Origin of the sequence: Enterobacter sp. A103, from assembly GCF_034427535.1 — a bacterium.
Lineage (GTDB): Bacteria > Pseudomonadota > Gammaproteobacteria > Enterobacterales > Enterobacteriaceae > Enterobacter > Enterobacter asburiae_B.
Genome location: NZ_JAXQPQ010000001.1, coordinates 693381 through 718959, shown reverse-complemented (window position 1 = coordinate 718959; position 25579 = coordinate 693381). Strand labels below are relative to the sequence as shown.

The 25579-nt window shown below is 52.9% G+C and carries 31 protein-coding genes; 19 read left to right on the top strand and 12 right to left on the bottom strand.

Translation table 11 applies throughout. The features are described 5' to 3' along the window. Window positions 1-186 precede the first annotated feature (186 nt). Complete coding sequence (locus tag SPH27_RS03470) at window positions 187-1209, bottom strand: DUF4365 domain-containing protein (RefSeq protein WP_126498597.1); 1023 nt, start codon at window positions 1207-1209, stop codon at window positions 187-189. A gap of 343 nt (window positions 1210-1552) precedes the next feature. Between SPH27_RS03470 and SPH27_RS03465 the strand changes: the two genes are divergently transcribed. The 6 genes from SPH27_RS03465 to SPH27_RS03440 are packed head-to-tail and all read left to right on the top strand — an operon-like array spanning window position 1553 to window position 6469. Beyond that, window positions 1553-2194: a phage baseplate assembly protein V gene (locus SPH27_RS03465; RefSeq protein ID WP_126498596.1), complete on the top strand. Its 642-nt coding sequence runs from the start codon at window positions 1553-1555 to the stop codon at window positions 2192-2194. Next, complete coding sequence (locus SPH27_RS03460; RefSeq protein ID WP_322435595.1) at window positions 2191-2541, top strand: GPW/gp25 family protein; 351 nt, start codon at window positions 2191-2193, stop codon at window positions 2539-2541. The genes SPH27_RS03465 and SPH27_RS03460 overlap by 4 nt, the downstream gene beginning before the upstream one ends. Window positions 2542-2546: 5 nt before the next feature. Next, window positions 2547-3455 carry a baseplate assembly protein gene (locus SPH27_RS03455; protein WP_322435594.1) on the top strand — a complete coding sequence of 303 codons (909 nt, stop codon included), beginning with the start codon at window positions 2547-2549 and terminating at the stop codon, window positions 3453-3455. Then, entirely contained in the window at window positions 3448-3978 is a 531-nt protein-coding gene (locus SPH27_RS03450; RefSeq protein WP_058686971.1) for a phage tail protein I, read from the top strand. The genes SPH27_RS03455 and SPH27_RS03450 overlap by 8 nt, the downstream gene beginning before the upstream one ends. Window positions 3979-3989: 11 nt before the next feature. Beyond that, window positions 3990-5897 (top strand): phage tail protein, encoded by a 1908-nt coding sequence (locus tag SPH27_RS03445; RefSeq protein WP_322435593.1) that lies wholly within the window; start codon window positions 3990-3992, stop codon window positions 5895-5897. Further along, the gene (locus SPH27_RS03440; RefSeq protein ID WP_322435592.1) at window positions 5897-6469 is read left to right on the top strand and encodes a tail fiber assembly protein; all 573 of its coding nucleotides are present in this window, start codon (window positions 5897-5899) and stop codon (window positions 6467-6469) included. The genes SPH27_RS03445 and SPH27_RS03440 overlap by 1 nt, the downstream gene beginning before the upstream one ends. 40 nt (window positions 6470-6509) lie before the next feature. Here the strand turns inward: SPH27_RS03440 and SPH27_RS03435 are convergent, their stop codons facing one another. After that, a complete protein-coding gene (locus SPH27_RS03435; protein ID WP_256135052.1) occupies window positions 6510-6632 on the bottom strand; it encodes a hypothetical protein in 123 nt (40 codons plus the stop codon). Between the two features lie 228 nt (window positions 6633-6860). Between SPH27_RS03435 and SPH27_RS03430 the strand changes: the two genes are divergently transcribed. The 11 genes from SPH27_RS03430 (at window position 6861) to SPH27_RS03380 (ending at window position 16937) form a co-directional block, all read left to right on the top strand. Next, window positions 6861-8054, top strand: coding sequence for a phage tail sheath protein (locus SPH27_RS03430; RefSeq protein WP_322435591.1), 1194 nt, complete (start codon window positions 6861-6863; stop codon window positions 8052-8054). 12 nt (window positions 8055-8066) lie between these two features. Next, the gene (locus SPH27_RS03425; protein ID WP_006175773.1) at window positions 8067-8585 is read left to right on the top strand and encodes a phage major tail tube protein; all 519 of its coding nucleotides are present in this window, start codon (window positions 8067-8069) and stop codon (window positions 8583-8585) included. Window positions 8586-8641: 56 nt separating this feature from the next. After that, window positions 8642-8935 carry a phage tail assembly protein gene (locus SPH27_RS03420; protein ID WP_032658725.1) on the top strand — a complete coding sequence of 98 codons (294 nt, stop codon included), beginning with the start codon at window positions 8642-8644 and terminating at the stop codon, window positions 8933-8935. 32 nt (window positions 8936-8967) lie between these two features. Continuing rightward, window positions 8968-9090, top strand: coding sequence for a GpE family phage tail protein (locus SPH27_RS03415; RefSeq protein ID WP_006175769.1), 123 nt, complete (start codon window positions 8968-8970; stop codon window positions 9088-9090). Further along, complete coding sequence (locus tag SPH27_RS03410; RefSeq protein ID WP_322435590.1) at window positions 9080-11530, top strand: phage tail tape measure protein; 2451 nt, start codon at window positions 9080-9082, stop codon at window positions 11528-11530. The genes SPH27_RS03415 and SPH27_RS03410 overlap by 11 nt, the downstream gene beginning before the upstream one ends. 10 nt (window positions 11531-11540) lie before the next feature. Further along, window positions 11541-12005 carry a phage tail protein gene (locus SPH27_RS03405; RefSeq protein ID WP_322435589.1) on the top strand — a complete coding sequence of 155 codons (465 nt, stop codon included), beginning with the start codon at window positions 11541-11543 and terminating at the stop codon, window positions 12003-12005. Then, window positions 12002-13171 (top strand): phage late control D family protein, encoded by a 1170-nt coding sequence (locus tag SPH27_RS03400; RefSeq protein ID WP_322435588.1) that lies wholly within the window; start codon window positions 12002-12004, stop codon window positions 13169-13171. Before SPH27_RS03405 ends, SPH27_RS03400 begins: the two co-directional genes overlap by 4 nt. A gap of 76 nt (window positions 13172-13247) precedes the next feature. Beyond that, a complete protein-coding gene (locus SPH27_RS03395) occupies window positions 13248-13469 on the top strand; it encodes a DNA-binding transcriptional regulator (protein WP_322435613.1) in 222 nt (73 codons plus the stop codon). A gap of 135 nt (window positions 13470-13604) precedes the next feature. Beyond that, entirely contained in the window at window positions 13605-14849 is a 1245-nt protein-coding gene (locus tag SPH27_RS03390; RefSeq protein WP_322435587.1) for an AAA family ATPase, read from the top strand. After that, on the top strand, window positions 14846-15706 hold the full coding sequence (locus tag SPH27_RS03385; RefSeq protein WP_322435586.1) for a DUF4435 domain-containing protein: 861 nt from the start codon (window positions 14846-14848) through the stop codon (window positions 15704-15706). Before SPH27_RS03390 ends, SPH27_RS03385 begins: the two co-directional genes overlap by 4 nt. 277 nt (window positions 15707-15983) lie before the next feature. Next, window positions 15984-16937, top strand: coding sequence for a bifunctional helix-turn-helix transcriptional regulator/GNAT family N-acetyltransferase (locus SPH27_RS03380; RefSeq protein WP_207167512.1), 954 nt, complete (start codon window positions 15984-15986; stop codon window positions 16935-16937). A 41-nt stretch (window positions 16938-16978) separates the two neighbouring features. Here the strand turns inward: SPH27_RS03380 and SPH27_RS03375 are convergent, their stop codons facing one another. Continuing rightward, on the bottom strand, window positions 16979-17275 hold the full coding sequence (locus SPH27_RS03375) for a YciI family protein (protein WP_023312090.1): 297 nt from the start codon (window positions 17273-17275) through the stop codon (window positions 16979-16981). A 220-nt stretch (window positions 17276-17495) separates the two neighbouring features. Here SPH27_RS03375 and tonB point away from each other — a divergent pair, with 220 nt between their 5' ends. Continuing rightward, window positions 17496-18218, top strand: coding sequence for a TonB system transport protein TonB (tonB, locus tag SPH27_RS03370; protein ID WP_048979137.1), 723 nt, complete (start codon window positions 17496-17498; stop codon window positions 18216-18218). A gap of 38 nt (window positions 18219-18256) precedes the next feature. On the opposite strand, the gene yciA is transcribed toward tonB, so the two are convergent. The 4 genes from yciA to SPH27_RS03350 form a co-directional block, all read right to left on the bottom strand. Beyond that, window positions 18257-18652: an acyl-CoA thioester hydrolase YciA gene (gene yciA, locus SPH27_RS03365; protein WP_008502796.1), complete on the bottom strand. Its 396-nt coding sequence runs from the start codon at window positions 18650-18652 to the stop codon at window positions 18257-18259. Between the two features lie 104 nt (window positions 18653-18756). Beyond that, window positions 18757-19296, bottom strand: a complete 540-nt coding sequence (locus SPH27_RS03360; RefSeq protein ID WP_023312088.1) for a septation protein A — start codon at window positions 19294-19296, stop codon at window positions 18757-18759. 56 nt (window positions 19297-19352) lie between these two features. Next, window positions 19353-20096 carry a YciC family protein gene (locus tag SPH27_RS03355; protein WP_032656704.1) on the bottom strand — a complete coding sequence of 248 codons (744 nt, stop codon included), beginning with the start codon at window positions 20094-20096 and terminating at the stop codon, window positions 19353-19355. A gap of 25 nt (window positions 20097-20121) precedes the next feature. Continuing rightward, complete coding sequence (locus tag SPH27_RS03350; RefSeq protein ID WP_021240310.1) at window positions 20122-20526, bottom strand: YkgJ family cysteine cluster protein; 405 nt, start codon at window positions 20524-20526, stop codon at window positions 20122-20124. A 282-nt stretch (window positions 20527-20808) separates the two neighbouring features. Here SPH27_RS03350 and ompW point away from each other — a divergent pair, with 282 nt between their 5' ends. After that, the gene (ompW, locus tag SPH27_RS03345; RefSeq protein WP_182071750.1) at window positions 20809-21441 is read left to right on the top strand and encodes an outer membrane protein OmpW; all 633 of its coding nucleotides are present in this window, start codon (window positions 20809-20811) and stop codon (window positions 21439-21441) included. A 46-nt stretch (window positions 21442-21487) separates the two neighbouring features. Here ompW and SPH27_RS03340 read toward each other — a convergent pair whose 3' ends face one another. The 5 genes from SPH27_RS03340 to trpB all read right to left on the bottom strand — a co-directional run bounded on the left by SPH27_RS03340 (window position 21488) and on the right by trpB (window position 25577). Beyond that, window positions 21488-21826 carry a hypothetical protein gene (locus SPH27_RS03340; RefSeq protein ID WP_182071748.1) on the bottom strand — a complete coding sequence of 113 codons (339 nt, stop codon included), beginning with the start codon at window positions 21824-21826 and terminating at the stop codon, window positions 21488-21490. Between the two features lie 126 nt (window positions 21827-21952). Beyond that, window positions 21953-22186 (bottom strand): sulfurtransferase-like selenium metabolism protein YedF, encoded by a 234-nt coding sequence (gene yedF, locus SPH27_RS03335; protein ID WP_003856774.1) that lies wholly within the window; start codon window positions 22184-22186, stop codon window positions 21953-21955. Next, on the bottom strand, window positions 22183-23394 hold the full coding sequence (gene yedE, locus SPH27_RS03330) for a selenium metabolism membrane protein YedE/FdhT (protein ID WP_048979139.1): 1212 nt from the start codon (window positions 23392-23394) through the stop codon (window positions 22183-22185). Before yedE ends, yedF begins: the two co-directional genes overlap by 4 nt. Before the next feature lie 180 nt (window positions 23395-23574). Further along, window positions 23575-24384 carry a tryptophan synthase subunit alpha gene (gene trpA / locus SPH27_RS03325; protein ID WP_033145748.1) on the bottom strand — a complete coding sequence of 270 codons (810 nt, stop codon included), beginning with the start codon at window positions 24382-24384 and terminating at the stop codon, window positions 23575-23577. After that, complete coding sequence (gene trpB / locus SPH27_RS03320; RefSeq protein ID WP_048979140.1) at window positions 24384-25577, bottom strand: tryptophan synthase subunit beta; 1194 nt, start codon at window positions 25575-25577, stop codon at window positions 24384-24386. The genes trpA and trpB overlap by 1 nt, the downstream gene beginning before the upstream one ends. Between the last annotated feature and the right edge of the window lie 2 nt (window positions 25578-25579).

The following is a 25579-nucleotide window of genomic DNA, read 5'->3' as shown; positions in this document are numbered from 1 at the left end:
TTGGGTCTTGAAGGGGAGTTATAATTTTGTTAACCGCGTTTCGCGGTATTGACTCTATCCTTTTATATAGTATTGTGTCATCTGGCGTTGCGGTACCCGCAAGATAAAGGAGCCAGACCTTTTTTCTGGCACCGGTGATTTATTTCATGTCTGGGTTCAGTCAGAGCGCGAGTGTACCGCCAACGCCTATTTCCCTCTGCCCGGTTCGTAAACAGTATAAAACCAAAGCCTGGTTTTAGCAGTTGCATTTCCTTCGCTTGTTTTAAATTTTACCTCTCTTTTTAGAACAACCATTACTTCTGTTGATGTCCGATGCTTTAAAATAATTTTGGCCGTTAAACCTACAAAGTCAATGATTGAGGTGTAGCCATCCTTTCTATTATCATAAACCCTCGTTGGAGTTAGCATTCTCCACCTGGAAACTTCATTGATTATTCTGGCTGCAATTGGTAACAACCCAAAACTAGCTTCAATTCTTGTAATTGGTCGACCTTTTCGTGTTATATGACTCCATCCTGTTCTGTTAATTAAAATGTCTCCGAAGTAAGGGTTTTTTGCCCCTGCATTTTTCCATTGCTGGTAAAATTTTATTGCTCTATATTTTAGCGAGTCGTTTAAATTCCCTGGAAGGGTTGCGGGAATTACCCCTTTTAACGAGTCATTATTTCTAAAGTCTAAAACTGGTTTTTCAGCGTAATTTTTTGACACTTTTGCTAAACGCCTTAGTGGCCCTTGGCATTCCTTTGATTTAGCCAGACGGTTTTTTACAGGAATAGTAATTACAGAACTCTCTTTTGGATTGTATGTATCCTGAAGTTTCAAGTCAGCCCAGTAGGTGTGTGACGGTTCATCGTCATCATCCAGATTAACATGGATTAAAATGCAAGGAATAGGTGATATTTGCCATATTTCTTTTTTTTGCTCAAGTTTGTTGATTTTTATTTTAATTATGTCTTTATCTTTTTTCGTAATAAAGCTACTCCCTGTTTTGATTTGAACGTGAATCACTCCTCCAGTGAAGTTCCAGGACTGCTTGCTTTTATTGTTAGGTTCGGCTGGATCAGTCTTTTTTGTGCGGATGTATAGTAATCCGTCGAAACCGTCATCATTTTCTTGAGAAATAGGCTGAAATCCCCATCCCCATTTCGTGAAGATGCTTGTTATAAAGTTAACACCAATTGAGCCGATTCTATTGCTTTCAGATGTCATATACCATCCTAACAGAATTGATTAAAGTTTGTTTTGAAATGTCGTAAGTAAGGAATTTGATACTTTTCATTCGTTAGTTCGTGCGCGTTAAATATAGAGGCTTATACACGAAACATATCTTGCCTATAAGATACACTGTTCTTTGGTGATCTCAAAAGTGATTTTTATATCTATGCCCTCTAAATGGATACATTCTATCTTATTCACTATTACTAAGTATGTATCCCATAAATGCCGAGTAAGCTTTCAGTAGTTGGGTTGCTTAAGGTTTGCTGCGGTTGTCCCAATCATCGCAGAACTAGTCTCAATTGCCGCCGGTCTTGCCCGGCGGCATCCTTTCCCCATGAATAATTTAAATTCTCTGCAGGAAATCGCCCGCGCGATCCGCAACCTTATCCGCACAGGCATTGTGACCAACGTTAACCTTGATGAGGGGTTGTGTCGTGTCCAGACCGGCGGCATGCAAACCGCCTGGCTTAACTGGCTCACCTGTCGCGCCGGTCGCTCTCGCGTGTGGTGGGCTCCCTCGGTCGGTGAGCAGGTGTTATTGCTGGCCATCGGTGGCGAGCTCGATACGGCCTTTGTGCTGCCGGGCATTTTCTCTGACGACCATCCCGCGCCGTCAGCGTCACCTGATGCGCTTCATGTGTCCTTTCCAGACGGGGCGGTTATCGAGTACGAGCCCGAAAGCGGCGCGCTCACCGTGTCCGGTATCAAAACCGCCGACGTCACCGCGTCGGATTCCATTACGGCCACCGTGCCGGTAGTGCTGGTGAAAGCCGAAACCCGCATCACACTCGACACACCCGAGGTGGTATGCACCAACAAGCTGACAACCGGCACGCTCGAAGTGAAGAACGGCGGGACTATGTCCGGGAACATCGAGCACACCGGCGGGACACTGAAATCAAACGGCGTGCAGGTGGATAGCCACGCGCACGGCAACGTACAGAGCGGCGGAAGCTGGACTAAGGGGACGCAATGACGGTGCGTTATCTGGGAATGAACAGCCAGACCGGCCTCAGTATCTCTGAGGTCGAGCATATCAGGCAAAGCGTGCGTGACATTCTGGTCACGCCGATAGGCTCGCGCGTCATGCGCCGTGAATACGGCTCGCTCCTGTCGGCTCTGATTGACCAGCCGCAGACCCCGGCTCTGCGCCTGCAGATTATGGCCGCGTGCTATTCCGCGATCCAGAAATGGGAGTCCCGCGTCAGCCTGACAAGCATCACCTTTGAGCGGTCGGAGAATGACGGCGGGCTGTATGTCGACATCACCGGCACGCGCGCGGCTAACGGCCAGCCCTTTTCCCTCACCATTCCACTGAGTTAAACGCTATGGCAATTGTTGACCTGAACCAGCTCGCCGCGCCTGATGTCGTGGAAGTATTGGACTATGAGAGCATCCTGAGCGAACGCAAGGCAACGCTCGTCTCGTTATATCCCGAAGAGCAACAGGAGGCCGTCGCGCGCACCCTGACGCTCGAATCAGAGCCGATTGTTAAGCTGCTGCAGGAAAACGCCTACCGGGAAGTTATCTGGCGACAGCGCGTCAACGAGGCCGCGCGTGCGGTCATGCTGGCCTACGCTGCTGACAGCGACCTCGACCAGATAGGCGGAAATTACAACGTTGAGCGCCTCGTCATCACACCTGCAGACGACACGACGTTTCCGCCCACGCCAGCCGTTATGGAGTCGGACACCGACTACCGCCTGCGTATTCAACAGGCTTTTGAGGGGTTGAGTACCGCCGGGTCAACCGGCGCATATCAGTTTCATGGCCGCAGCGCTGACGGGCGTGTCGCAGATATTTCCGTCATCAGTCCCGAGCCTGCGTGTGTGACCGTGTCTGTGCTGTCGCGTGAAAATAACGGCGTGGCCTCTGACGAGCTGCTCGCCATTGTGCGCACTGCGCTTAACGACGAGGACGTCCGGCCGGTTGCCGACCGCGTGACCGTGCAGTCAGCAAAAATTGTCGACTATAAAATCACCGCGTCGCTTTACCTTTATCCCGGTCCCGAAAGCGAGCCGGTGCTCAGTGCGGCAAAAGCAAAGCTGCAGGCGTATATAACCTCGCAGCATCGCCTCGGGCGTGACATCCGTAAATCTGCAATCTATGCAGCGCTCCACGTCGAAGGTGTGCAGCGCGTCGAGCTGGCTGCGCCGGTGGCCGACATCGTGCTCGATGACACGCAGGCGTCATGGTGCAGCGAGTACAGCGTCACCATAGGGGGCAATGATGAATGACACCCGCCTGTTGCCGGTGGGCTCCTCGCCGCTTGAGGTTGCCGCCGCGCGCGCCTGCGCTGAAATCGAAAACACCCCCGTTCCCCTGCGCCGTCTCTGGAGCCCTGACGACTGCCCGGCAAACCTGCTGCCGTGGCTGGCGTGGGCGTTTTCCGTTGACCGCTGGGATGAGAGCTGGCCGGAGGACACAAAGCGGGAAGTGATCCGCGCGGCGTGGTTTATCCACGCACACAAGGGGACGATTGGCGCAGTGCGCCGCGTGGTGGAGCCGCTCGGCTATCTGATTAACGTCTCTGAGTGGTGGGAGACAAACGACCCGCCCGGCACGTTTCGCCTCGATATCGGCGTGCTGGAGACCGGCATCACCGAGGAAATGTATTACGAAATGGAGCGGCTTATCGCCGATGCAAAGCCAGCCAGCCGCCATTTAATCGGCCTCAATATTATTCAGGACATCCCCGGCTACCTCTACACCGGCGCTCTGTCCTATGACGGCGACATCATCACGGTTTACCCCGGATAAGTGAGAGCACAATGACAGTGAAATACAAAACAGTCATCACCAAAGCCGGTGCAATCAAACTGGCTGCAGCGACCCTCCCGAACGGGAAAAAGGTGAACCTGACGGCGATGGCCGTGGGTGACGGTGGCGGCACGCTGCCGGTGCCTGACCCGAACCAGACAAAACTCGTCAAAGAGGTCTGGCGTCACGCGCTGAACAAAATCAGCCAGGACAAAAAGAATAAAAATTACGTCGTGGCGGAGCTGCTTATCCCGCCGGAGACCGGCGGTTTCTGGATGCGCGAACTCGGGCTCTATGATGACACCGGCACGCTGATAGCGGTCGGCAATATGGCCGAAAGCTACAAGCCAGCGCTGGCGGAGGGGTCAGGCCGCGCACAGACCGTGCGTATGGTTATCATGGTGAGCGACATCGAGTCAGTGGAGCTGACGATTGATACCTCAACGGTGATGGCAACGCAGGACTACGTCGACGACAAAATTGCGGAGCATGAGCAGTCCCGCCGCCATCCTGACGCCACGCTCACCGCAAAGGGTTTTACTCAGCTCAGCAGCGCGACCGACAGCGCGTCTGAGAGGGTCGCAGCGACGCCGAAAGCGGTTAAGGCGGCGTATGACCTTGCGAAAGGTAAATACACGGCGCAGGACGCCACCACGGCGCAAAAGGGTATCGTCCAACTCAGCAGCGCGACCGACAGCACGTCTGAGAGCGTCGCAGCGACGCCGAAAGCGGTTAAGGCAGCGTATGACCTTGCGAAAGGTAAATATTCGGCTCAGGACGCCACCACGGCGCAAAAGGGCATCGTTCAGCTCAGCAGCGCGACCGACAGTACGTCGGAGGCGCTGGCGGCGACACCGAAAGCAGTTAAGGCTGCGTTTGATGCCGCTAAGTCTGCTAATCAAAATGCTGAAGGTCGCGTGCCAAAGGGTGCTGGCCTGAATACCTATGCTGAATCATTTGCCGATGTTGCTGTTGATTTGAGGACGCGAAGCGGCTTTTTTAACGGCTCCTCTGTAAAAAATGGCATGCCCGGCGGACATACGTGGAAGCAATACATCAACGCCGCACACTCTAATACTCAGGGCTATAACACCGTCATTGGGATTGATTTTGATGGCAATGTTATTGGTTTTGCCGCTGTTACGGCAGGCGTTTTTAAGGGCTGGAAACTTATTCATCATGATGGATATAACAATTACCCGGTAGGTGCGCCTATTCCGTGGCCGTCTGATACGGTGCCAGCCGGTTACGCCATCATGGCCGGTCAGGCGTTTGATAAATCTGCATATCCACTTCTGGCGGCGGCATTTCCTTCAGGAGTCATCCCGGATATGCGCAGCTGGACGATTAAGGGGAAACCCGCCAGCGGTCGCGCAGTGCTGTCACAGGAGCTGGACGGCGTTAAGTCGCACACCCACGGCGCATCGGCTTCATCAACCGATCTCGGCACGAAAAATACCAGCGCTTTTGACTACGGGACGAAAACGACCAGCGCCTTTGACCACGGAACAAAGTCATCAAACAGCACGGGTGCACACACGCACAGTGTTTCCGGTACAGCAGCAAGCGCGGGTGCTCATAACCACTCCGTCCCTGTGTGGGTTGGCAGCGGGGGGGCTGGTGCTGGCCGATATGTGGATCGTAATGAGTTTAATAACGCACAGAACAACAATCCAAATGGTCCGCCAACAACAACTTCGGGCGCTCATACCCATACCGTTTCAGGAACGGCGGCCAGCGCTGGCGCACATGCGCATACGGTAGCTGTAGGCGCTCACACGCATACGGTGGCTGTCGGTTCGCACACTCACTCGGTTGTTATGGGGGCGCACACACACACCATCACCGTTGCCGCCGCCGGTAACGCAGAGAACACCGTCAAAAACATTGCTTATAACTACATTGTGAGGCTTGCATAATGGCTTTTAAATTCTCAGAAAAAGACCGAACTATCCGAATTTATAACCTCCGCGCAGACACCCGGGAGTTTATTGGCGCGGGTGATGCCTATATACCGGCGAATACGGGTCTACCGGCAGACTGCACCAATATTGCACCCCCCGACGTGCCGGAGGGAAAGGTCGCCGTATTCAACGGAACAACGTGGGCGCTTGTCGAGGACTACCGAAATCAAACGCTCTACAGCAAAGAAACAGGCGAGCGCGTTTATATCGCCGCGCCCGGTGCTTTACCTGCCGATGTGACGACCATTGCCCCTGACGGAAACTTTATGCGCTGGGGTGGCGAAAGCTGGGAGAAAGACATGGAGGCAGAACGCGCCGCAGCGGTGTTATTTGCGGAAGGTGAAAAAAAACGGCTGATGCAGGAAGCTACGCTCACGATTGAAACATTACAGGATGCTGTCGATTTGGGGGAGGCGAGCGAGAACGAGGTCAGCATGTTGACGGTGTGGAAAAAGTACCGTGTTTATCTTAGCCGGGTTTCCCCTGATGCCGCGCCGGATATTGAATGGCCTGCACTCCCGGTGTGAAAGGTTTCTGACAGATATAAAAAACCCGCGTTAAGCGGGTTTAGTCATAGGGGCATTCTTCATAGTCATTTTCTGCTTCATCACCGGCAAACAGTCTGAGCCAGCAAAAGCCAAAGAGACACCATGCAGTCAGACTACCAACAATACAGAGTAAAATCGTCATTCTCGCTCCCTCGTTAATGGCGCAACGATAGCGACAATATCCCTTCATTGATAATGGTTATCGGCGATCAATTTCCCCCGATTGATCGCTGAAAACGATCAATCATCTTTCCCGCACGCCCCGACCGCTCGCTGACCGTTGTGCTGTCACTCCTCCAACGGCATTACGTTTCGCACGCCTCTTACACATCAGAAAATAGTTGCACCCCTTAACCACGGAGTTAAACGGATGAGCGACTATCATCACGGCGTCGAGGTCATCGAGATTAACGATGGCACTCGCACCATTTCCACCGTCTCGACGGCCATCATCGGCATGGTCTGCACGGCCAGCGATGCTGACGAAAAGACATTTCCACTCAATGAGCCGGTGCTGATTACCAGCGTGCAAAACGCCATCGGTAAAGCCGGTAAACTTGGCACCCTGTCAAAATCCCTGCAGGCCATTGCCGACCAGTGCAAGCCGGTCGTTGTGGTTGTGCGCGTTGCCGAAGGTATCGACGACCCGGATAACCCGGAGGCGGCGCAGAAAGAGACCATTTCCAACATCATCGGCACCACCGACGAAAACGGCAAATACACCGGGCTTAAGGCGCTGCTGGCTGCAAAAACCGTGACCGGCGTTAAGCCGCGCATTCTCGGCGTGCCGGGGCTGGATTCTCAGGAAGTGGCGACTGCGCTCGCGGCGATCTGTCAGAGCCTGCGCGGGTTTGGCTATATCAGCGCGTGGGGCTGCAAGACCATTTCTGAAGCCATTGCCTACCGCGAGAATTTCAGCCAGCGCGAGCTGATGGTCATTCACCCTGATTTTCTGGCATGGGACACCACGGCGAACGATACCGATATTGCATGGGCGACCGCCCGCGCGCTCGGCCTGCGTGCCAAAATCGACCAGGAGACCGGCTGGCACAAAACGCTGTCTAACGTCGGCGTGAATGGCGTCACCGGCGTCAGCGCCTCGGTCTCGTGGGATTTGCAGGAGAAAGCCACCGACGCAAACCTGCTTAATCAGGCCGGAGTCACCACGCTTATTCGTAACGACGGCTTTAAATTCTGGGGCAACCGTACCTGCTCAGATGACCCGCTTTTCCTGTTTGAGAACTACACCCGCACGGCGCAGGTGCTTGCCGACACGATGGCGGAGGCGCACGCGTGGGCGATTGATAAACCCGTCACCGCGACGCTTATCCGCGACATCGTCGCCGGTATGAATGCGAAATTCCGCGAGCTGAAAAACAATGGTTATATCGTTGACGGCTCCTGCTGGTACGACCCGGAGTCAAACAGCGTGGAATCGCTCAAGGCGGGGAAACTGTACATCGATTACGACTACACCCCCATCCCGCCGCTGGAAAACCTGACCCTGCGCCAGCGCATCACCGATACCTATCTGGCGAACCTGTCAGACTCGGTCAACAGCTAAGGAGCTCAGAGCATGGCGTTACCACGCAAACTGAAATACCTGAACATGTTTAACGACGGTCTCAGCTACATGGGCGTCGTTGAATCCGTCACCCTGCCAAAGCTGACCCGTAAGCTTGAGAAATATCGCGGCGGCGGGATGCCGGGCTCGGTGTCGATTGACCTCGGCCTAGATGACGACGCGTTGTCACTTGAGTGGACGCTCGGCGGTCTGCCTGATATCGAGCTGTGGGCGCAGTACGCGTCACCGGGCGCGGATAGCGTGCCGCTGCGTTTTACCGGCTCATACCAGCGCGATGACACCGGCGCAATTTCTGCCGTTGAGGTGGTCATGCGTGGCCGTCACAAAGAGTATGACGGCGGCGAAAACAAACAGGGCGAAAGCGGTACGACCAAAATCTCGACCGAGTGTACTTACTACCAGCTCACGATTGACGGCAAAGAGGTCATCGAGATTGACGTCATCAACATGGTGATGAAAGTCGACGGCGTCGACCGTCTGGCGGAACACCGTAAGGCCATCGGCCTGTAACCCCTTAACCGGTCAGTCAGGCTGGCCGGTCAGTTAACTTTGACGAGACCAACATCATGGAAAACATCAACGAAACAGAAAACTCAAACATTGTGATCCTCGATAACCCCATCATGCGCGGTGAGCAGAAAATCGAGCAGGTGACCGTCACAAAACCCAACGCGGGAACCCTGCGCGGTGTGAGTCTGGCCTCTCTGGCAAACTCTGACGTCGATGCGCTGATTAAGGTGCTGCCGCGCATGACGTACCCGGCGCTCACCGAGCATGAGGTCATGCGTCTGGAAGCGTCAGACCTGATTTTGTTCGCCGGTAAGGTGGTCGGTTTTTTGTCGCCATCTTCGGCTCGCTGACGTTCCCCGATAACCTTTCGGTCGATGACCTGATGGCGGATATCGCGGTGATTTTTCACTGGCCGCCATCAGAGCTTTATTCCCTGAGCGTGACCGAGCTCATCACATGGCGCGATAAGGCGCTGCAGCGAAGCGGAAACCACCATGAGCAATAACGTCAGACTTGAGGTGCTGCTTAACGCAGTAGACCGGGCAAGCCGACCGCTCAAAGCTATCCAGAACGCCAGTAAATCCCTTGCTGGCGATATCCGCACTTCTCAAAACACCCTGCGCGATCTGAATGCGCAGGCGTCCCGAATTGACGGATTCAGGAAAGCGAGCGCACAGCTTGCCGTAACCGGTCAGTCGCTTAACAAAGCGAAACAGGAGGCCGCAGCGCTGGCCGTCCAGTTTAAAAACACCGAAAACCCCACTAACGCGCAGGCGCGCGCGATGGAGGCGGCAAAGAAATCCGCCGCTGACCTGCAGCTCAAATATAACGGGCTCAGCCAGTCGGTACAGCGCCAGCGCACCGAGCTCGCGCAGGCTGGCATAAACACCCGCACGCTGTCGGCGGATGAGCGCCGTCTGAAATCCAGCATCAGCGAAACAACCGCGCAGCTTAACCGGCAACGTGATGCACTGGCGCGCGTCAGTCAGCAACAGGCCAGACTCAGCGCGGTAAAAAGCCGCTATGAATCCGGGCAACAGCTCGCCGCCGGTGCGCGTAATGCCGGGATGGTGGGCGTCGGGGTGGCGACCGCCGGGCTTTATGGTGCGTCACGCTTTATTGCGCCGGGTATCGGTTTTGATAAGCAGATGTCAGGCACGCAGGCGATCCTCGGGCTCGATAAGGGCGACGATAAGCTCGCGGCCATTCGTCAACAGGCGCGTGATATCGGCGCGACAACCGCCTTTTCGCCGGGTGATGTAGCGCGCACGCAGACCACGCTCGCACGCTCGGGCTATAACGCCGATGACGTGCTGGCTGCGACCGGTTCGACCGTAAACCTGAGCCTCGCGGCCGACGTGGATATCGCAGAAGCCGCCGACATTATCACTAACATGCAGTCGGCATTTAACCTGCCTACCACGGAGATTGAGCGCGTCGCGGATGTGATGACGAAAGGCTTTACGTCATCAAACACCGGCCTCGTCGAGCTGGGCGAGGCGATGAAATATGTCGCGCCAATTGCTGAGGCTGCAGGTGCGAGCATCGAAGACACGACCGCCATGCTCGGCATTCTGGCGGATAACGGGATTAAAGGCTCGATGGCCGGGACGGGGGCTAGTGCCATATTCAACCGCCTGCAGGCTCCAATGGGGAAGGCCGTTGAGGCCATTTCAGAATTAGGCGTGAAAACCCGAGACTCAAAAGGGAACATGCTGCCGGTCGAGAAAATCCTTAAAGATATTCACAAGTCCTTTGCGAAAAACAAGCTCGGTACGGCGGAGCAGGGCGAATATCTGAAAGTCATCTTTGGTGAGGAGGCCATGAAGGGGGCGATTAAACTCGTCGCCGCTGCCGGTGATGGCTCGCTCGATAACAAGCGCCAGCAAATCCGCGACTCAAAAGGCACGACCGAGCGCATTGCGAAAATACAAACGGATAATCTCGACGGCGATCTGAAAAACCTGCAGTCAGCATGGGAAGACCTGCAGATTGAGGTTTTCGAAAAAGAAGATTCAGCACTGCGCCGCCTGACGGTTTCCGCGACAAACTGGCTCGGCAAGGTGGCTGCATGGGCTAAAGCGAATCCAGAACTGACGCAAACCCTGTTTAACCTTGTCGCCGGTGGTCTGGCGCTGGTTGGGGTGCTCGGCGGGATTGGTCTGATTGCATGGCCTGTCATCGCAGGAATAAACGCGATTATCGCTGCTGCTGGCATGCTGAGCGTCGTTTTCACTACTGCCGGAAGTGCCATTGTCGCGGCATTAGGGGCAATCAGTCTGCCGGTGGTCGCGGTGGTCGCTGCCGTGGTGGCCGGTGCGCTGCTCATCCGTAAATACTGGGAACCCATCAGCGTATTCTTCTCGGGTGTGGTAGAGGGATTAAAATCGGCCTTTGCGCCGGTGGCGGAAATCTTCTCGCCGCTCGCGCCGGTGTTTGATTCCATCATCGAAAAACTGCGCGGGGTCTGGCAGTGGTTCACTAACCTGATAGCGCCGGTTAAGGCAACGCAGGAGACGCTCGACAGCTGCAAAAATGCGGGGGTGTTGTTCGGTAAGGCACTGGCCGACGCGCTGATGTTACCGCTCAATAGTTTTAACAAACTGCGCGGCGGCGTTAACTGGTTACTTGAGAAACTCGGGGTTATCAATAAAGAGTCGAGCGACCTTGACCAGAAAGCCGCAAAAGCCAATGCCGCAACGGGTTCAGTTAAAGAGTCCAGTATCAGACCAACCCCGTTGTTTGGCGATTCTCAGTGGTATCACCCGGTGCCGGCTCCTGCCGGAAAGACCTATGTTGACCAGAGCAAACCTGAATATCACATCACTTTACAGGGGGGCGTCGCCCCGGGCAGTGACCTCGACCGCCAGCTCAGGGAGGCCGTCGATAAACTCGACCGGGAAAACCGTGCGCGTCAGCGCTCAAGTATGCGTCACGATGGATGAGGGCTAAAGCATGTTAATGGTTTTAGGTTTATTTGTGTTTGAGCGCCGCACGCTGCCGCATCAGTCGATGCAGTATTCGAAGGACTACCGCTGGGCGTCTAACGACCGCATCGGCAAACCACCGGCCTATCAGTTTCTCGGGGAGGGGGAAACCTCGCGCACGCTTTCGGGCGTGCTGTTCCCCGAAATCACCGGCGGTCGCCTCTCACTGACCGCCATCGAGCTGATGGCCGACGAAGGCAGGGCGTGGCCGCTGATTGACGGAACCGGCATGATCCACGGCATGTATGTCATCGATAAAGTGACCCACACGCACAGCGAATTATTCAGCGACGGCGCGGCCAGAAAAATCGAGTTTAGCCTCTCGCTGAAACGGGTCGATGAGTCGCTCGCGGCGATTTACGGCGACCTGAAAACGCAGGCCGACAATCTGGTGACATCTGCCGGTAACTGGCTGGGAGGGCTGGCGGGATGATTACGGGTATGAATATTCAGGCCGGTACAAAGATTGCCCCGGCGTTTATGCTCAAGCATGATAACGAAGATATTACGCAGGATTTCAGCGACAGGCTAATCAGCCTGACCATGACGGACAATCGCGGATTCGAGGCCGACCAGCTCGATATCGAGCTCGATGATACCGACGGGCAAATCGCTATGCCTCCGCGCGGCGCAACGTTAACGCTGTGGCTGGGCTGGCAGGATAGCGCCCTGATAAAAAAAGGCACCTTTACGGTAGATGAAATCGAGCACCGTGGCGCGCCAGATACGCTGACTATCCGGGGGCGCAGCGCTGATTTTCGCGGGTCGCTGAACTCACGCCGGGAACAGTCATGGCACGACACCACGCTCGGCGTCATTGTTGAGACTATCGCAGCGCGCAATAAGCTTGAGGCCAGCGTGGCCGATACGCTGAAAGCGATCCCTGTCCATCATATTGACCAGACCCAGGAATCCGACGCGGTGTTTCTGTCCCGTCTGGCTGACCTTAACGGTGCGGCGGTTTCGGTAAAAGCGGGAAAACTTCTGCTACTGAAAGCCGGTAGCGGCAGGACGGCCAGCGGCAAGCCCATCCCGCAGTTGACGATCGAACGCGGCGACGGCGACCGTCATCAATTTGCGATTGCTGACCGGGAAGCCTACACCGGCGTAACGGCAAAATGGCTGCACACCAAAGACCCGAAACCGCAAAAGCAAAAGGTGAAGCTCAAACGCAAGCCAAAGGTACAGCACCTGCGCGCGCTGCAGCATCCGAAAGCGACCAAAACCACTGCAAAGGTAAAAGCCAAAAAAGAGCAGGAAGCCCGCGAGGGTGAGTATATGGCCGGTGAGTCTGACAACGTGCTGGAGCTGACAACCATCTACGCGACAAAGGCGCAGGCCATGCGCGCCGCTCAGGCAAAGTGGGACAAGCTGCAGCGCGGCGTCGCGGAGTTTTCAATCTCGCTGGCTATTGGCCGCGCCGATTTATTTCCTGAAACGCCGATAGCGGTGAAAGGCTTTAAGCGCGTTATAGACGAGCAGACTTGGATAATCAGCCGGGTGGTGCATAACCTTAACGGGAACGGCTACACGACGGGCTTAGAGCTTGAGGTAAAGGTTTCGGATGTGGAGTATGAAAGCGAAGAGATTACACAATAAATGTTGTTTATGTGTTTGATATATATGGTTTTAATGGTTAAAATTGATGCATCAATCACGCTCTGAGGTGCTCGCCATGTTTCACTGTCCAAAATGCCATTACGCCGCCCACGCTCGCACTAGTCGCTATTTTTCCGATACGACAAAAGAGCGTTATCATCAGTGCACAAACATCAACTGCAGTTGCACGTTCGTCACCACTGAGACGATCGAGCGGTTTATTGTTTCACCAGGTGAAATAGTGCCGGCGCCGCCTCATCCGACATCGTCAGGTCAGCATCAAATGCAGTGGATTTAAAACGATAGTCGCAGCATGATAGATACTGATTTGTGTTACCAATGATAATAATTCATGTGGTATATTGCATATCACATGAAGTTACTCAATCATTAATCTTTAGTTAATATCTATCGTCAGTATAAGGAATTCGACTTGAAATTAATTCATCTGAAAATTGATAAATTATTTGGACTTCTGGATTATGAGATTCCGCTAGATCATCATGAGATTACTATGCTTACAGGTCCTAATGGGTATGGTAAGACGATGATTTTGAAGATTATAAATAGCATCATTACTAACGAATTAAACATATTTTGTAAACTAAAATTTGGTTCTGTTAAAATTGATTATCAAGGTGGTTCTGTTTATATTGCGCAAGATGCTAAGAAAGATACTTTGATATTGAATCATCTGGATAATCACTCGGGGAAAACTATCACTGAGAAGCTCAAATTAGAAAAAGCTGAGCCTAGTATGGAGGAGGTTTTCTATATACGTTGGAATGGAGGGGAAGCAAAACCGAAACAAAAAACCCAACCTGATAAACCACTAGTTTCCAAACTATTAAGTGCGATTACATCGAGTGAAGACGTTTCCTTTATTTGTGCTGACCGATTACAGGTCAAGGCTGATGATGAAACTGTAATCGATTTATGTGCAAGAAAATTAAAAGATTTAATGGAAAGTGCTCAAGATGATTCTGCTGAATTATCTCAAAGATTGGATGCAACATTTCCAATTCGATTGTTTGATCGTTTAGAACAACAAAAGCGATTTTCATCAGAGAATATTCAAGCACGTTTAAATGGTATTCAAGATAAACGTCGCCATTATATGAGATATGGTCTTATTCAGGGTGAGAATGACCTCATGCCTGAAAAAAGCACAAGCCTCTATAGCAGTAATGAATATTTAGGTGTTTTAGATCTTTATATTGAAGATGCGCTCGGGAAATTATCTCCGTTCCAGATGTTACATCAAAAAATTGATCTATTTGAAACAATATTGCATGAAAAGATCTTGGCATTTAAAAAAGTGATGATCGATAGAGAGGATGGTTTTTATTTCGAAAGTTTAAACGGCGATTCGATTGACCGAAATATGCTTTCATCAGGTGAACAGAACCAAGTGGTACTTTTATTTAATCTTATTTTCGATCTGGTTTCTCAAAAAGTAATCCTAATTGATGAGCCTGAGATATCGCTGCATGTTGCTTGGCAACAAACTTTCTTGGATTCGCTTAAAAAAATACAAAAAATAAATCAATATGAGAAAGTGATTATCGCTACACATTCTCCTCAGGTTATCAGTAAAAATTGGGATCTGACCTATGATCTTTATGAGATGATTAAAAATAAGGATGGAAAGCAACAATCTTCAGAAGGTAATGAATGATGATATCGTTACGTGATGCCCTTAGCGAGGATAATTGGCTTAGTGGTGTGAGGTTAATGTTTAATAATGAAATGCATCGTCATAGCATACTAATTGTTGTAGAAGGGATTACTGATATAAGATTTTTCAATACCTATCGGTTAGACAATCGATTGATATATGAATCTCCAGAAAATGGTAAAAGAGAAGTTATATCTGCAGTAAATGAGTTGCGACAAGCTGGGAATGATGCTGTTTACGGCGTGTGTGATGCTGATTTTGATGGATTGAGTGGAATAACTTATGAAGGGGTATTTTATACAGATGCCCATGATTTAGAAATGATGCTAGTTAAAGGCGGCGTAGTTGATAAGTTTATAATGTCGCACACGAAGCGTAAGCTTGTTCAAGGTGATTTAGCAGAATCATTCTGCCGTAAGGTTAAAGAAAATATTCTTTGTGTATGCTATCGTGTCGGCTTGTTGAAGTGGTACAGCTATCTTACTCGCAGTAATCTAATTTTCAAGGGAATGAATTTTAGAGATTTTATTACCATAAATGGCAGTGATGTGATTATAGATGAAATTGCCTTCGTGCGTCATATCTTGACTAAGAATAGAGCTTATGCCGGGTTAAGTGAGTATGAATTGCACAATGAAATGCGTAAACTGGAAATAATGTCACCAGAGCATTTTTCAATATGTAATGGTCATGATTTTACTAGTATTCTTAAGCTGTTATATGAAACAGATCTTTCTGTAAACAAAAATATGCGATTGGATGAAATAGACGGTTACATGCGCCTGAGTTATGATCAACCTACATTTAGAACAACGAATTTACATTCTTCATTGAAAAATCTCTTACGGTTGCATTGATTTTATGTTGATAACTAGTAATAAAAACAAAACTTAGTACCCTCTTGCATGACTGCAGAAACACTCAAGGTACACTTAGCCAACATATAAGTATTAGCCCCGAAAATTCGGGGCTTTTAGTATCGATGTGGTCAACATGTGGACGCGACCTGAAATAAATCCTTTTATTTCATTGTTTTGAGGCGTTTTAAAAAGCTCCTGAGGGAGCCTTTTTTATTATGTTTGACAACCCCTCATTGGTTAGTTGTATAGTGCAACTAAATGATGAGGGCACAACATGCACAGCGAAACCCCGGTAGTCAGTGTTATTCGACGTTCCTCGCGCCTGATGGTGCGGGAGTTAGGTTTTATGGCCTCGACCCTGGCCTCAACGAATTACTCACCGTCGGCCGTCCATACTCTGGTCGAAATAGCCCTACGCAAAGAGATGACGGCGAGTCAGCTGGTGCAGCTGCTGGGTCTGGATAAATCCAGCGTCAGCCGGATGCTGGCTCGCCTGATTGCCGCGGGCGAACTCGAGGAAGTGACTTCACCTGAAGATGCGAGAGCGAAGAGCCTCAGGCTGACCGCGAAAGGTCATGAGACGGTCAGTAAAATTAATACCTTTAGCAACGAGCGCGTGGTCTCAGCAATAAAGAGTCTTGCTCCTGTCCAGCAGCAGACCATCTCTGAAGGACTCTCCCTTTATGCCAACGCGCTGCTGGCGTGCCGTGAGACGGGTAGCGACACGCGGCCCGACGAGCTCTCGATACTGGAGGGATATATTCCCGGTATGATTGGCCGTGTCGCGGAGATGCACGGGGTCTATTACGCGCGCGAGCACCATTTTGGCCGCTTTTTTGAGGCTAAAGTGGCTACGGGAGTTGCGGAATTTAGTGACCGCCTGGATAAGCCATGCAACCAGATCTGGCTGGCAGTGATGAACGGCAGGATAGTGGGGTCAGTGGCGATAGACGGCGAGGATTTAGCGCCAGGTGAAGCCCATCTGCGCTGGTTTATTCTCGACGATGGCTGCCGGGGACACGGGGTGGGGAAAAAGCTGCTGACCGAAGCTATGCGCTTTTGCGACAGCGCTGGTTTCTCTGCCGTGCATCTCTGGACATTCAATAAGCTGAGCGCCGCACGGCGTTTATACGAATCGTTTGGATTTACGCTCGTCAAGGAGTGGGAGGGCGATCAGTGGGGAACCCTTATAACGGAGCAGCAGTTTACCCGGCGCAGAGACGCGTAACCTCTACTATAAAAAAGGCTCCTTTCGGAGCCGCTTTGGTATCAGAACACTTTCTTATACGGTCGAACCGTTACTTTCGCATACACACCTGCGGCAACATACGGATCTGCGTCAGCCCATGCCTGAGCGCTTTCCTGAGATTCAAACTCAGCAATCACTGTGGAACCGGCAAAACCGGCGGCGCCAGGATCGTTGCTGTCTACTGCAGGCATTGGGCCGGCGGTCAGTAAACGGCCTTCATCCTGGAGCAGCTGCAAACGTGCCAGATGCGCAGGGCGCACAGACTGGCGTTTTTCGAGCGAATCAGCAACATCTTCAGAGTAAATCACGTAAAACACGGCGAAGCTCCTTAACCGGTAAAAGTGTCAGTTACGTTATGTGAAAGGGCAAACGACTGCAATGTAAAATAAAAACAATGTTAATACCCTGATCTGAATGCGCCTTTTTTGGCCTCTCATGCGCTAAAGTTGCGCCAGAACAAAGTGTCTTATTGAATATGATTGCTATTTGCATTTAAAATCAGTGTTCGGTTTTTTAACGTTGATGATTATGACTTCGATGACCCTTGATTTACCTCGCCGCTTCCCCTGGCCGACGTTGCTTTCTGTCGTGATTCACGGTGCTGTTGTGGCGGGTTTGCTGTATACCTCGGTTCATCAGGTTATTGAAATGCCCGCGCCCGCGCAGCCGATTTCGGTGACGATGGTATCGCCAGCGGATCTCGAACCGCCGCAGGCTGCACCTCAGCCACCGCAGCCGGTGGCTGAACCTGAGCCAGAGCCCGAGCCTGTTCCGCCGCCACCGAAGGAAGCGCCGGTGGTGATCCACAAGCCTGAACCGAAGCCAAAACCTAAGCCGAAGCCAAAACCGGTGAAGAAGGTCGAGGAGCGTCCGAAACGCGAGGAACGTCCGGTTGAACCACGTGCGACCCAGACGGTCGAGAATGCGGCGCCTTCGCGTCCGGTGATGAATAACACCGCAACCGCGCCTAAGCCGACAGTCAGTGCCCCTGCGGGCCCGCGCGCGCTGAGTCGCAACCAGCCTCAGTATCCGGCGCGGGCGCAGGCCTTACGTATTGAAGGCCGCGTACGGGTTAAATTTGACGTCACTGCCGATGGCCGCGTGGATAACGTGGAAATCTTGTCCGCTCAGCCTTCCAATATGTTTGAGCGCGAAGTGAAATCGGCGATGCGCAGATGGCGCTATGAAGCCGGAAAACCGGGCAGCGGACTGATTGTGAATATTGTTTTCCGCCTGAACGGCGGGGCGCAGATGGAATAAAAAAAGCCTCCTGATGGAGGCTTTTTTTTGCCTGTCAATCAGGCCTGCGGAAGTTGACGAGGTTTTCCCTCGCTATCCACCGCAACATAAATAAACAGCGCTTCGGTGGCCTTATAACGCTGCCCAATGGGTTCCGAAGAGACTTTCTTAACCCACACTTCGATGTTGATTGAAATAGAGGTGTTGCCGCGTTTGACGCAGCGCGCGTAGCAGCAAACCACATCTCCCACCGCAACCGGGCGCAGGAAGGTCATGCCGTCCACTCGCACAGTCACCACGCGCCCGTGGGCAATCTCTTTAGCCAGAATTGCGCCGCCCATATCCATCTGCGACATCAGCCAGCCGCCAAAAATATCGCCATTGGCATTTGTGTCAGCGGGCATTGCCAGTGTGCGTAAAACCAGTTCGCCCTGCGGGGCGTTAGTTGTTGTCATTGTTTTAACTCGTAACGGAAGACTTCAGGCGGGATGCTACTATGATTTCACAGCGGAGAGAATAGACCAGAACGCCTGTCATAGACGTTCTGGTCAGTCATTAATCAGTGCTTGTCGTCTTGCGGCATGTGGCGATAGATGTATACGCCGCTTAACAGCGTGAAGATAAGCGTCAGCGCGGTCAGGCCGAAGACCTTAAAGTTGACCCAGATATTCTGCGGCAGCCAGAAGGCAATATAGATATTGGCAAGACCACAGAGAATAAAGAAGACCGCCCAGGCGATATTCAGACGGGACCAAACTTCCTGAGGCAGCGTCAGCTCTTTGCCCAGCATGCGCTGGATCAGCGGCTTTTTCATGACCCACTGGCTAATTAACAATGCGCCCGCAAACAGCGCGTAAATAACGGTCACTTTCCACTTAATAAATTCATCGTTGTGGAAGAACAGAGTCAGCCCGCCGAATACGGCGACCAGGACGAACGTTATCAGCGCCATCTTTTCGACTTTGCGATAGCGCACCCAGCTGTAGATGAGTACAACAGCGGTCGCAACGATCAGCGCAGTGGTCGCGGCATAAATATCGTACAGCTTATAAAAAGCAAAAAAGACCACGAGCGGTAAAAAATCAAGAAACTGCTTCATTCTATGATTCCATCTTCTGAGCGGGGCGGGAGGCAGCGATGCCACCCGCCTCAGGATTACTGACGAATTAACATATACAGGCGGAACAGATAGACCAGCAGTACCGCTGAAATCAGATTGCTCAGCGTATTCGCCACTACCGCACCAACGTTCGGCGTTAATACCGCAAAATTCGGTGCAAACAACAGCAGGAGCGTTTTGGCGAGCAGCCAGCCGATCACGGCGGGAGCCACCAGACGCATATTCGCCCATGCCAGTCTGATGCTGCTGCGCATCGCGGTAAAAATCCCCATTTTATCCTGCACCACCATCACAGGCGCAAATGAGAGCACGATAGCCAGTAATACGCCCGGCACCACGACCAGCATAATCCCCATTTGCACCAGCATGGTGGTTAAAAAGATCAGAATAAACAGCTTAGGTAAGACTGGCGCACTCGCACCAATCGCCCGTAAGGCGCTGACCCGGTGACCCGCCGATACCAGCTGAATCATCAGCAAAACGCCGCCCGCCAGAACCGCATTACCAATCAGGCCTGAGAACGTGGATGCGGCAGACGCCCGCAGCAGAATTTGCTGCTGCTCCGGCGTCATGTTTTGCACCAGTTCAAACAGCCCCACGCTTCCGGCAAGGTGGTCACCCTGGCTCAGGCTGGCAATCTGTTCTTCACTCGGTGAGAAGGCATGGCCCAGCACCACCGTGATAAAGGCACATAGCAACGCGATCAGTAAAAAGGTTATGAACTGATTGCGGAAAAAGTTTCCCGTGTCACGGTAGACAGACTTCGCCGTGATAGACATGCACTCTCCTTGAGTATTGCAGGTGTTAATTAGCCGGCAATTGTACACCGGATGCACCTGCTGTGGCAGCATCAAGGCTTGTATGGAAAAGCATATCTTTGTAAAGCGGCGGTAATCCAACGCGCGCCCGGGCGCGATTACAGGCTTCGTTGACCTGCCCATCTTCCCCCGACATGGCAAATTCCCGGCACGGGCTGGGCCGATCCTCATAAATGGAACATCGGGTAGAGACCCCTGGCTCACCCTGTAGCGCGACGCAGCGGGCCTGCTTTTGGTTTGTGCCGCTCATGCAGCGCAGAAAGGGCGTTAACGGCTCAGTAAGATGAACCGGAACGGTACCGCCGCCATCGCTGGCTTCGGCCCAGTAGAAAGAGACTCGAAAATACGCACAACAGGCTCCGCACGTCATGCACGGGTTGATATCACTCATGGCACACCTGCAAAAGAAGAACGCATCAAATCAACTTGTTAGAGCGATAAATTATCCAGCCGTCAGAGGAAGAGCAAGAGGGGAAAAAGGGAAAATTTTGTAACCGTGAAATGCCAAAAATTGACATGGAAACAACTTATCGCTTTTGGATGCGTAACAAAAAATTAATCCAGATCAATGAATGTTAAGTTACTGGTTTTAATGTGATCTGTAACAGATCACTTATTACTCATTTGTGAGTATATTCTCATCCGCGATTAAAACCACAACGATGGAGCGGATATGAAAAAATTAGCGGTGGCAGCCCTTGTATTAAGCAGTCTCTCTGGCGGCGCGTATGCGCATGAAGCAGGCGAATTCTTTATTCGTGCCGGTTCGGCTACGGTTCGCCCGACTGAAGGATCGGATAACGTGCTGGGTATGGGCGGTTTTAACGTCAGTAATAACACCCAGTTAGGGTTAACGTTCACCTATATGGCGACGGAAAACGTTGGTGTTGAGCTTCTGGCTGCAACGCCGTTCCGTCATCGCGTGGGTCTGGGCGCAACCGGTGATATCGCTACGGTTCACCATTTACCGCCAACGCTGATGGCGCAATGGTACTTTGGCGATGCCAGCAGCAAGGTGCGTCCTTATATTGGCGCCGGTGTGAACTACACCACCTTCTTCGACGAGAAGTTTAACGATACCGGTAAAGAGGCCGGTCTGACTAACCTCAGCCTGAAAGATTCGTGGGGTATGGCGGGGCAGGTCGGTCTGGACTATCTGATTAACCGCGACTGGCTGATTAACGCCTCGGTCTGGTACATGGATATTGATACGGACGTACGCTTCAAGGCGGGCGGTCAGCAGCAAAGTATCAATACTCGCCTGGATCCGTGGGTGTTTATGTTCTCTGCGGGTTATCGTTTCTGATCCCCCGTCAAACTGGCCACAGGGTGGCCAGTTTGCTTTGCTCACTTCAAAACGACGGATAAACCGGCCGCTCATCAAGCTTTACGCAGTGCCTCAGGATATTTTCCCCATCATATAAATAGCTGAAAGCGTCGCTGGACAGGGAATGAAAAAGAATATCGCCGTTGGCAAACGGGATGATTTCGGTATCTCCCGCACGTTTATGTCCCGCACCGGTTTCAAAATGACCGTGCCATCGCTCCTGGGTATGCTCATAAACGTGCAGAATGACCTCGACAAGTCCTCTTTGCGGACAATTAAGGCGCAGGAAGGTAGAAGAGAAATTCAGGGGCAGCGCATGGAAGGGAATTAATAAGGCGAAAACCAGTAAAGCTCGTAAATACATCAAACCGCGAAAACCTCCTTCAAAAGGGAAGTGAGATTTTACTTAAGTCAAAGATCGCGTTTTTGCCGTGGATCAAGATGTCTTATAATTCAATGCGATAAAGGCCCCTCGCGAGGCCCTTAGCGATCATTTTTGAATCAAATAGCGAATGGTCGGGCCATCCTGCTGGATATCCAGCACCGTGTAGCCGTGGTTTTTCGCATCCAGCGGAATGTTGTTGATGGACTGCGGACAGTCGCTGACCACTTCCAGAATTTCCCCTTTTTTGAGCTGCGGTAGGGCTTCAAGCGTGGCAACAGCCGGATAAGGGCAGGGTTCACCAACCATATCCAGACGGTAATCGGGCACGATCTCTTTCATGCAGCATTCTCCTGGGTTTCTGTTTTAACACTCGCGCGACGGAAGAAGCGTTTCTCCTGCGCGACAACCAGTAAAAAAGCGACCAGCAGCAGGGCGTAGGTGACCAGCAGGCCGCCGAGAGGGCCGAAGGTGCTCAGCAGATTGACCTTGTCCCAGCTCGTGGCAAGCGCCGGGGACAGATCGTCCCAGAAGTACGCCAGGATCGTCGAGCCGATAACATTTCCCAGGCCCACCCACCAGTAATGCACCTGACCTTCAACGGCGCGGTACATCCAGCCGGTTTCGCATCCGCCAGCCAGCACGATCCCGAAGCCAAACAGCAGGCCGCCAATGACCGCGTTAGGACCGGCCCACATGATTTTCGGTTCAACGCCCAGCTGAACATAGCTGAAGATACCGATGGCGCTGACCGCCATCCCGGCGATAATCGCCTTTGCCATCATCGTGCGGCCGGTGATCCACATATCGCGAAACGCGGAGGTAAAGCAGATCTGCGCGCGTTCAATGAGCAGACCAAAACCCACGCCGAACAGCATCGCCAAGCCGAGTTTGGGCTGATTCATCGCAGTGCAAAGCGCCCAGGCGACCATAGCCAAAAAGACCAGCATACCGAGGCGGAAACGGCGACGCGCCTGGTCCGGCTTCTGGGTTAACGGAGACGCTGCGCTGACTTTTGTCATTTTCACCGGAATGCGGAACAGCGGCAGCAGGGTAAATTTGGCACCGAAGTAAGAGCCGATGGCCGTGGCGACTGCAAAGAACCAGGCGTGAAGCGAAAACTGAGGAATACCCGTAAAGAAAGCGGCCAGGTTACAGCCCATCGCCAGACGGGCGCCAAACCCGGCAATGATACCGCCGACTACCGCCTGCATTATGCGAATACGGCTTTTGGGCATCCGCAACTTAACGTTGTTTGCCCACAGCGCCGCCGCGAAACAGCCGCCGAACATGCCGACGATCATCATCCCGTCGATGCGGGTAAGTGGCGTACCGTCCAGATGAATGAGTTTAAAGTAACCCCACTCTTCAGTATGCACGCCAGCGAGCTGTAGCAATTGACCACCCCAGCGGGTGAACTCGCCGGTCACGGCCCAGAAGGTGCCGGTAATACCGAAATAGTAGGTAGAGAGAATGCCTGCCGCGATAACGGCCGGAACAGGTGACCAGAACTTAACCAGGTAAGCCTGTTTAAAGGATTGCCATGACATGAATAAGCCTCTGAACTCAGAAGGATTAAAGATAAAAAAGAGTCCAGATCATACGCTTGCACGCCAGAATGGAAAGCCATTCACGCCGAAAATATCGACGGGATCAATTTTGAGGTAATCCGTTGTAGAAGGTGTGGAAGGAAGGGTAACCGTCTGGCAGGGAGCCAGACGGTGGAAGGGTTATGCTTTGCGCGTCGCCGCTTTCATTGCGGTCACAAACGCTTTCAGCTCGGCCAGCATCTGCTCTGGCTTGTCCACGTTCTTCTCGATGATCTTCACAATCGCGGAGCCGGAGATGGCACCAGCCGCCTTCGCGTCAATCGCTGCGCTGACCTGATCCGGGGAGGAAATCCCGAACCCCTGCAGCGGAGGTGCGGCATGGTACTCGGCCAGCTTCTCCACCAGATGATGCAGCGGCAGGGCGGCTTTATTCTCGGCACCGGTCACGCCCGCGCGGGAGAGCAGGTAGGTATACCCGCGTCCGTAAGAGGCAATCTGGCGCAGCAGGGCGTCATCGGCGTTCGGCGGGCAGATGAAAATCGGGGCGACGTTATGGCGCATGGCCGCCTGACGGAATGGCGCTGATTCCTCGACCGGCACGTCTGCCACCAGAACGGAGTCGACGCCCACGCGCGCGCACTCGGCGTAGAACTCATCGATACCGCGGTTGAACACCAGGTTGGCGTACATCAGCAGACCGATCGGAATGGTCGGGTGCTTCTGGCGAATCGCCGCCAGCATCTCGAAGCACTGGGTCGGCGTCACACCGGAGGCGAATGCGCGCAGCGTCGCGTTCTGGATGGTCGGGCCATCCGCCAGCGGATCGGAGAACGGAATACCCAGCTCCAGCGCGTCAGCACCGGCTTCAATCAGGGTGTCGATAATCTTCAGCGACTGTTCCGGGCCCGGATCGCCCAGGGTGACGAAGGGAACGAACGCGCCTTCCTGGCGGGATTTCAGCTCTGCAAATACGTTATCGTAGCGTTCCATCAGATTTCCCCTCGTGCTTTCAGAATATCGTGAACGGTGAAGATATCTTTGTCACCGCGTCCGGAAAGGTTCACCACCAGCAGCTGCTCTTTTTCCGGGTTTTCTTTCATCATTTTCAGCGCGTGCGCCAGCGCGTGCGAAGACTCCAGCGCCGGGATGATCCCTTCGCTGCGGCACAGCGTTTTAAAGGCTTCCAGCGCTTCGTCATCGGTAATGGAGACATAGTCCGCGCGGCCGGTGCTGTTCAGATACGCATGCTGCGGCCCGACGGACGGGAAGTCGAGGCCGGCAGAAATAGAGTAAGACTCTTCAATCTGGCCTTCATCTGTTTGCATCATCGGGGATTTCATCCCGAAGTAGATCCCCACGCGGCCATGCTTCAGCGGCGCGCCGTGTTCACCCGATTCAATGCCGTGCCCGGCTGGCTCGACGCCAATCAGGCCGACGCTGGTGTCGTCGATAAAGTCTGCGAACATGCCGATGGCGTTAGATCCGCCGCCAACGCAGGCGATCACCGCATCCGGCAGGCGACCCTCTTTATCGAGGATCTGCGCTTTGGTCTCTTCACCGATCATGCGCTGGAATTCGCGCACGATAGTCGGGAACGGGTGCGGGCCCGCCGCGGTACCGAGCATATAGTGCGCGGTTTCATAGCTGCCAGACCAGTCGCGAAGCGCTTCGTTACAGGCATCCTTCAGCGTCGCGGAGCCGCTGTGCACCGGGATCACTTCCGCTCCCATCAGACGCATACGGAAGACGTTCGGAGACTGACGCTCAACGTCTTTCGCTCCCATATAGATGCGGCATTTCAGACCGAGCAGGGCGCTGGCAAGCGCAGAGGCCACGCCGTGCTGACCCGCACCGGTTTCGGCGATGATTTCGGTTTTGCCCATACGCTTCGCGAGCAGCGCCTGGCCCAGCACCTGGTTAGTTTTATGCGCGCCGCCGTGCAGCAGGTCTTCACGCTTCAGATACAACGTGGTTTTGGTGCCTTCCGTCAGGTTGCGGCATTTGGTCAGCGCGGTCGGACGACCGGCGTAATTTTTCAGCAGGTCGGTAAATTCAGCCTGAAACGCCGGATCTTTCTGCGCGCTGACAAACGCTTCTTCCAGCTGGCGCAGCGCGGGCATCAGGATTTGCGGGACGTACATCCCGCCGAACTCACCAAAATACGGGTTAAGTAATGTCGTCATCT

Coding starts and splice junctions, on each gene's coding strand:
- SPH27_RS03420 (WP_032658725.1), top strand. CDS start 8,642: ATGGAAAACATCAACGAAACAGAAAACTCAAACATTGTGATCCTCGAT.
- SPH27_RS03355 (WP_032656704.1), bottom strand. CDS start 20,096: ATGTCTATCACGGCGAAGTCTGTCTACCGTGACACGGGAAACTTTTTC.
- SPH27_RS03350 (WP_021240310.1), bottom strand. CDS start 20,526: ATGAGTGATATCAACCCGTGCATGACGTGCGGAGCCTGTTGTGCGTAT.
- SPH27_RS03445 (WP_322435593.1), top strand. CDS start 3,990: ATGACAGTGAAATACAAAACAGTCATCACCAAAGCCGGTGCAATCAAA.
- yciA (WP_008502796.1), bottom strand. CDS start 18,652: ATGACAACAACTAACGCCCCGCAGGGCGAACTGGTTTTACGCACACTG.
- SPH27_RS03465 (WP_126498596.1), top strand. CDS start 1,553: ATGAATAATTTAAATTCTCTGCAGGAAATCGCCCGCGCGATCCGCAAC.
- SPH27_RS03425 (WP_006175773.1), top strand. CDS start 8,067: ATGGCGTTACCACGCAAACTGAAATACCTGAACATGTTTAACGACGGT.
- SPH27_RS03405 (WP_322435589.1), top strand. CDS start 11,541: ATGTTAATGGTTTTAGGTTTATTTGTGTTTGAGCGCCGCACGCTGCCG.
- SPH27_RS03385 (WP_322435586.1), top strand. CDS start 14,846: ATGATGATATCGTTACGTGATGCCCTTAGCGAGGATAATTGGCTTAGT.
- SPH27_RS03460 (WP_322435595.1), top strand. CDS start 2,191: ATGACGGTGCGTTATCTGGGAATGAACAGCCAGACCGGCCTCAGTATC.
- SPH27_RS03470 (WP_126498597.1), bottom strand. CDS start 1,209: ATGACATCTGAAAGCAATAGAATCGGCTCAATTGGTGTTAACTTTATA.
- SPH27_RS03440 (WP_322435592.1), top strand. CDS start 5,897: ATGGCTTTTAAATTCTCAGAAAAAGACCGAACTATCCGAATTTATAAC.
- yedF (WP_003856774.1), bottom strand. CDS start 22,186: ATGAAAGAGATCGTGCCCGATTACCGTCTGGATATGGTTGGTGAACCC.
- SPH27_RS03410 (WP_322435590.1), top strand. CDS start 9,080: ATGAGCAATAACGTCAGACTTGAGGTGCTGCTTAACGCAGTAGACCGG.
- trpA (WP_033145748.1), bottom strand. CDS start 24,384: ATGGAACGCTACGATAACGTATTTGCAGAGCTGAAATCCCGCCAGGAA.
- SPH27_RS03450 (WP_058686971.1), top strand. CDS start 3,448: ATGAATGACACCCGCCTGTTGCCGGTGGGCTCCTCGCCGCTTGAGGTT.
- SPH27_RS03380 (WP_207167512.1), top strand. CDS start 15,984: ATGCACAGCGAAACCCCGGTAGTCAGTGTTATTCGACGTTCCTCGCGC.
- SPH27_RS03415 (WP_006175769.1), top strand. CDS start 8,968: ATGGCGGATATCGCGGTGATTTTTCACTGGCCGCCATCAGAGCTTTAT.
- trpB (WP_048979140.1), bottom strand. CDS start 25,577: ATGACGACATTACTTAACCCGTATTTTGGTGAGTTCGGCGGGATGTAC.
- SPH27_RS03455 (WP_322435594.1), top strand. CDS start 2,547: ATGGCAATTGTTGACCTGAACCAGCTCGCCGCGCCTGATGTCGTGGAA.
- SPH27_RS03340 (WP_182071748.1), bottom strand. CDS start 21,826: ATGTATTTACGAGCTTTACTGGTTTTCGCCTTATTAATTCCCTTCCAT.
- ompW (WP_182071750.1), top strand. CDS start 20,809: ATGAAAAAATTAGCGGTGGCAGCCCTTGTATTAAGCAGTCTCTCTGGC.
- SPH27_RS03430 (WP_322435591.1), top strand. CDS start 6,861: ATGAGCGACTATCATCACGGCGTCGAGGTCATCGAGATTAACGATGGC.
- SPH27_RS03435 (WP_256135052.1), bottom strand. CDS start 6,632: ATGACGATTTTACTCTGTATTGTTGGTAGTCTGACTGCATGGTGTCTC.
- SPH27_RS03360 (WP_023312088.1), bottom strand. CDS start 19,296: ATGAAGCAGTTTCTTGATTTTTTACCGCTCGTGGTCTTTTTTGCTTTT.
- tonB (WP_048979137.1), top strand. CDS start 17,496: ATGACCCTTGATTTACCTCGCCGCTTCCCCTGGCCGACGTTGCTTTCT.
- yedE (WP_048979139.1), bottom strand. CDS start 23,394: ATGTCATGGCAATCCTTTAAACAGGCTTACCTGGTTAAGTTCTGGTCA.
- SPH27_RS03400 (WP_322435588.1), top strand. CDS start 12,002: ATGATTACGGGTATGAATATTCAGGCCGGTACAAAGATTGCCCCGGCG.
- SPH27_RS03395 (WP_322435613.1), top strand. CDS start 13,248: ATGTTTCACTGTCCAAAATGCCATTACGCCGCCCACGCTCGCACTAGT.